The following is a 5,618-nucleotide window of genomic DNA, read 5'->3' on the forward strand; positions in this document are numbered from 1 at the left end:
GACGGAAGTTGTATTAGTTGTAAATTTCTCTTTTTTCTTCATCTAAAAAAATAATTAAAGAATATTTTAATTCTAATTCATATGGTTTTGCATAATAAAAACTGTTTATTTTCTTACTATATTTTATAGGCGCATCATATTCTTTTAAAATGTCAAGAACATTATATAATTGACTTCTACTAATATGTAATTTACTTGCGAACTCCTTGAGGCGTTCCAGTTTTTTCTTCAAGTATTAATTGATGAGCTATTTTTATTCTATCAAGTAGTTTAATAATTTGCATTTGTGGCGTATAATTGATTTGCGAAAATTTTACCAAAAAAATCTGTTGCTAAACTAATCAGTAAAAATTTAGCTGATATGTTAAAAATGTTCTTGAGATGCTTAAAATTGATATTATTTTTAAACAAAAAAAAATCCCAAACTCTTTTTAGAATTTGGGATTTGTATATTTTGAAATCTGTAATTTACTTTCCTTTATTTGCTTCGGCAACGTAACGCTCTAAAGCCATTGTCATAGAAGGTGTTTCTGGTGTTGGAGCAAGAATATCAATTCTTAATCCGTGTTCCAAAGCTTCTTTTTGAGTGGTGCTTCCAAAAACTGCAATTCTAGTATCGTTTTGTTTAAAATCTGGAAAGTTTTTAAACAATGATTTAATTCCGGTTGGACTAAAAAAGGCTAAAACATCATAATAAACATCGGCTAAATCAGATAAATCACTCATTACTGTTTTGTAAAAAACGGCTTGAGTCCAATTGATTTTTAAGTTGTTTAAAGTTATTGGCGCATCGGCATTCAATTGATCTGAAGCTGGTAATAAAAACTTCTCGTCTTTGTATTTTTTGAAAAGAGTTGACATGTCTGCAAAATCTTTCTGTCCTACATAAATCTTGCGTTTTCTGTAAACCACATATTTCTGTAAGTAAAAAGCAATCGCTTCTGACTGGCAAAAATATCTTAAATCTTCTGGGACTTTGTAACGCATTTCTTCGGCCACTCTAAAAAAGTGATCTACTGCATTTTTACTCGTTAGGATAATTGCCGTGAAATTATTTAGGTCAATTTTTTGAGCTCTAACGTCTTTCGCACTTACTCCTTCTACGTGAATAAATGAGCGAAAATCAACTTTTACCTTATGCTTTTGTTGTAATTCAAAATAAGGTGAATTCTCTACTTTTGGTTCTGGCTGTGACACCAAAATTGTTCTCACTTTCAAATTTGACATGTTTAAGCTCTAATTTTTTGTAATCAAATAATATATGAAATAATACGGTGCTATTTCAAGTGCGCAAAGATACAAAATAAAGTAAAACAAGTTAGCTATCACTAAATTTTGATATATTTTTAAAGAAATAACATAAGTCAGTATATTTATCACTAATAATATGCCAATTATGCTAAAAAAAAGATAATCTGTTGAAAAATCTTCATAAAATAGAAATATGGAAACTGGCAATAACAATAAACCAATGTAAGTTCTAAAGGTAACTTTTTGCAAATTGAACTGTTCGATGATCTCTTCAATGCCAAAAGTTGTGGCTATAATCTTCTCAATTAAGAATTTAGATAGAATAAAAACGGTAAGTAAAGTGAAGATTCTAACAAATAAAATCCAGTCGGTTTTTACTCCATATCCAAAATGAGCTAATACTAACTGTATAAAAAATGAAAATGAAATTAGATTTACTATGAGAAGCAAAACATTAAATCCGCTCATTAAATGCGAACTTTCTCGGTAGATTTTGGTGTATTTATCCGATACAATTAATCGAATAAAATCACTAAATCTTGTTTCAAATGCCGATTTGGCAACAACAATAAACACCAATGCAAATACAAAAATGATGGTTGCCCAATCTTTGCTTTCTATAATTCTAGGATGTAATTCGAGTGCTATCATTGGCGACAAAATTACTAAATTTTATTTGTTGATTACTATTATAATATTATTAAGATTATACAGTAAGAAAATGAGTATTTTTGCACAAACTTTTATTGATTAGTATGAATTGCGGTATTGTAATTATTCCAACTTATAACGAAATAGAAAATATTGAAAGCATTGTGAGAGCAGTGTTTTCATTGCATAAACCATTTCATATTTTAATTGTTGACGATAATTCGCCAGATAAAACAGCCGATAAGGTTAAGGAACTTCAAAAAGAGTTTGAAAAATGCCTTTTCCTAGAGCAACGTGCCAAAAAAGCCGGATTAGGAACAGCCTATGTTCACGGATTCAAATGGGCTTTGGCGAGAGATTATGAATTTATTTTTGAAATGGATGCCGATTTTTCTCATAATCCACACGATTTAGAGAAATTATACGATGCCTGTCACTTTGGTGGAGCCGATTTAGCCATTGGTTCTCGTTATGTAACTGGTGTAAATGTTGTAAATTGGCCTTTAAGTAGGGTTTTGCTTTCTTATTTCGCATCGGTTTATGTGAGAATGATTACCGGAATGAAAATTATGGATGCCACAGCAGGATTTATTTGCTACAGCAGAAATGTTTTAGAAAGTATCAACCTTGATAAAATAAAATTCATTGGTTATGCGTTTCAAATAGAGATGAAATACCGCGCTTTTGCTAAGAATTTCAATATTCAAGAAGTGCCAGTGATTTTTACAGATAGAACCAAAGGACAATCTAAAATGAGTGGATCTATTATTAAAGAAGCCATTTTCGGAGTGTTATCACTTAGAATAAAAAAATTATTTAATCGATTATAAAAATACAATATGAATACCGTTTTAATAAAAAATGCTAAGATTGTAAACGAAGGACGAATTTTTGAAGGTGATGTTCTAATTGAAGGCGAAATTATTAAAGAAATCGCCGAAAGTATCAGTCATAAAAGTTCTAATTGTAAAGTTATTGATGCCGAAGGAAATTACTTAATTCCGGGTGCAATTGATGATCAGGTGCATTTTCGTGAACCAGGTTTAACGCACAAAGGCGACATTGCTTCAGAAAGTAGAGCAGCTGTTGCTGGAGGAATTACCTCGTTTATTGAACAACCAAACACGGTTCCGAATGCGGTTACTCAAGAGTTATTGGAAGATAAATACCAAATTGCGGCTCAAAGTTCGTATGCCAATTATTCGTTTATGATGGGCGGAACGAATGATAATTTGGAAGAAGTTTTAAAAACCAATCCAAAAAATGTTGCTGGAATTAAATTATTTTTAGGTTCGTCAACTGGGAATATGTTGGTTGATAATCCAGAAACTTTAGAGAAAATATTTTCAAATACTAAAATGCTTATTGCCGTTCATTGCGAAGATGAAGGTACAATTAAAGCCAATTTAGAAAAATATAAGGAAGAATACGGCGAAGATATTCCGGTAACGGCGCATCATTTAATTAGAAGCGAAGAAGCATGTTATATTTCATCGTCGAAAGCTATTGAATTGGCTAAAAAAACCGGAGCAAGATTGCATGTTTTTCATCTTTCTACTGCTAAGGAAATGGAATTGTTTACAAATAAAATTCCGTTAGAAGATAAAATGATTACTGCAGAAGTTTGCGTGCACCATCTTTGGTTTACCAATGATGATTATGCTACCAAAGGTAATTTTATTAAATGGAATCCTGCGGTAAAAACAGCAGCTGATAGAGATGCACTTTGGAAAGCACTTCTTGACGACACAATTGATGTTATTGCAACGGATCATGCGCCACATACTTTAGAAGAAAAATCTCAGAAATATTCAAACGCGCCATCAGGCGGACCATTGGTGCAACATGCTGTAGTTGCTATGTTTGAGGCGTTTCATCAAGGAAAAATTTCTGTAGAAAAAATCGTTGAAAAAATGGCTCACAATCCGGCGAAATTATTCAAAATTGAAAAACGCGGATTCATAAAAGAAGGTTTCTACGCCGATTTAGTAATTGTAGATCCAGCAAAACCTTGGAGTGTCAACAAAAGCAACCTTTTGTATAAATGCGGATGGTCACCATTTGAAGGAACTAATTTTAAATCTAGAATTTCGCATACTTTTGTAAACGGAACTTTGGTTTATGAAAATGCAAAAGTGAAAGAAATTAAAGCCGGAAAACGTTTACTTTTTGACCGATAGTTTTTAAAATAGCAGATAATGAAAAAAATAATTTTACTTTTTATAGGTTTGGCAACTTTTGTTTCGAGTTGTAACAATACTGGAATTGAAAAGCCAAAAAACTTATTGGATGAAGATGAAATGGTAAGTATCATTTATGATTTGTCATTATTAGATGCTATTCGTTCGCAAAATATTGGTGTGCCTAATTTAACGCCAACAGCAAACCAACTTCTTAAGGATAAGTACAAAATTGATAGTTTGACTTTTGCTAAAAATTCACAATATTACGCTTCGGATGTTTCTAAATACAAGGAAATTTACGACCGCGTAAAAATTAGATTGGATCGTGAGAACGAAAAAGTAAATGGTAAAAAGACTGAAATTGCCGTGGATGGCGGCATCGTAAAATAATTATTTATTGAAGTAAACTACAATTTTATCTAAGTAAGAATCTATTTTTTCAAATTCAAAGTTTAGATAGTTCTTTACTTTTTCGTTGCTAATTTCATCTTTGTTTAGTAGCGATTGCGCACTATGTTTCGATATTTTTCTGTTGGTTTGAATCACTTTCGAAAGTAACCAATCTATTTTCCAAGCTAATGAAAGCATCCAAGGTTGGGCTTCGATGGTTGGTTTTTTAGCTTTAATTTTTTCGGAAATTTTGTAGATAATATCTTTGTACGATAGGTTTTCTGCTATTATAATAAATCGTTCTCCATTGGAACTTGATTGCATTAAAAGTTGCATGATTTTCACCACATCAGTCACTGCTACATATCCTGTTGTTCCGTGGGTGTAAAACGGAAATCCTTTTTTTATTGAAGTGAAAAATGCACCACTTCCTTGATTCCAGAAACCCGGACCAAAAATCACACCCGGATTTACAATAACTACTTGCAAACCTTCTTGGTGACCACGCCACACTTCCATTTCGGCACCGTATTTAGAAATTCCGTAATCGCTGTGTAAAACTTCGGGATTCCATTCGGTTTCTTCGGTGATGATGGTTTGGTTCTGATTTAAATCGCCCAATGCTGCAATCGAACTTACATGACATAGTTTTTTTACCTTTTTATCAATGCAAAAGTTGACGATATTGGCTGTTCCTTCAATATTTACTTTTCGTAATTTGTTTTCATCGTTGGGATTGAACGAAATGCAAGCAGCGCAATGATAGACATAATCAACGTTTTGAAATGCAATTTCTAAGGAAGGAATTTCAAGAATATCGGCTTCTATCCAATCTATTTGGTTGAATAAATCGGCTTTTTTGTATAGTTCAAATAGTAATTTGGTTTTGGTAATTTGCTCTGATTTTCTGTAAATAGCGCGAACGTTTGCTTCTCCATTTTCTAATAAATGAAGCAATAAATGTGCGCCTACTAAACCAGTTCCACCTGTTACTAATATCATTTTGTAAAGATAAGGTTTAAGAAATAAGTTTAAAAGTTTATGGTTTAAAAGTTTAAAAGGAATTGGCTTTGAGTTGCTTATTTCTTGGTAAGACAAAAACCATTTAGCCCTGATTGCAGTGGAAATCCTTTTTTCAATTGC

Annotated in this window: 6 protein-coding genes; 3 read left to right on the top strand and 3 right to left on the bottom strand. The window is 32.1% G+C overall.

The features are described 5' to 3' along the window. Positions 1-468 precede the first annotated feature (468 nt). Both DIU01_RS12340 and DIU01_RS12345 read right to left on the bottom strand, forming a co-directional pair. Complete coding sequence (locus DIU01_RS12340; protein ID WP_290834978.1) at positions 469-1,218, bottom strand: uroporphyrinogen-III synthase; 750 nt, start codon at positions 1,216-1,218, stop codon at positions 469-471. Between the two features lie 18 nt (positions 1,219-1,236). Beyond that, entirely contained in the window at positions 1,237-1,902 is a 666-nt protein-coding gene (locus DIU01_RS12345; protein ID WP_290834895.1) for a DUF4271 domain-containing protein, read from the bottom strand. Between the two features lie 104 nt (positions 1,903-2,006). On the opposite strand from DIU01_RS12345, the gene DIU01_RS12350 reads away from it, so the two are divergent. The 3 genes from DIU01_RS12350 to DIU01_RS12360 are packed head-to-tail and all read left to right on the top strand — an operon-like array spanning position 2,007 to position 4,475. Continuing rightward, entirely contained in the window at positions 2,007-2,732 is a 726-nt protein-coding gene (locus DIU01_RS12350; protein ID WP_290834897.1) for a polyprenol monophosphomannose synthase, read from the top strand. A 9-nt stretch (positions 2,733-2,741) separates the two neighbouring features. Continuing rightward, positions 2,742-4,082 (top strand): dihydroorotase, encoded by a 1,341-nt coding sequence (locus tag DIU01_RS12355; RefSeq protein WP_290834899.1) that lies wholly within the window; start codon positions 2,742-2,744, stop codon positions 4,080-4,082. A gap of 18 nt (positions 4,083-4,100) precedes the next feature. Then, on the top strand, positions 4,101-4,475 hold the full coding sequence (locus tag DIU01_RS12360) for a DUF4296 domain-containing protein (protein ID WP_290834901.1): 375 nt from the start codon (positions 4,101-4,103) through the stop codon (positions 4,473-4,475). Here DIU01_RS12360 and DIU01_RS12365 read toward each other — a convergent pair whose 3' ends face one another. Beyond that, entirely contained in the window at positions 4,476-5,477 is a 1,002-nt protein-coding gene (locus DIU01_RS12365) for an NAD-dependent epimerase/dehydratase family protein (RefSeq protein WP_290834903.1), read from the bottom strand. Positions 5,478-5,618: the final 141 nt, after the last annotated feature.

Origin of the sequence: Flavobacterium sp., assembly GCF_003525665.1 — a bacterium.
Classification (GTDB): Bacteria; Bacteroidota; Bacteroidia; order Flavobacteriales; family Flavobacteriaceae; genus Flavobacterium.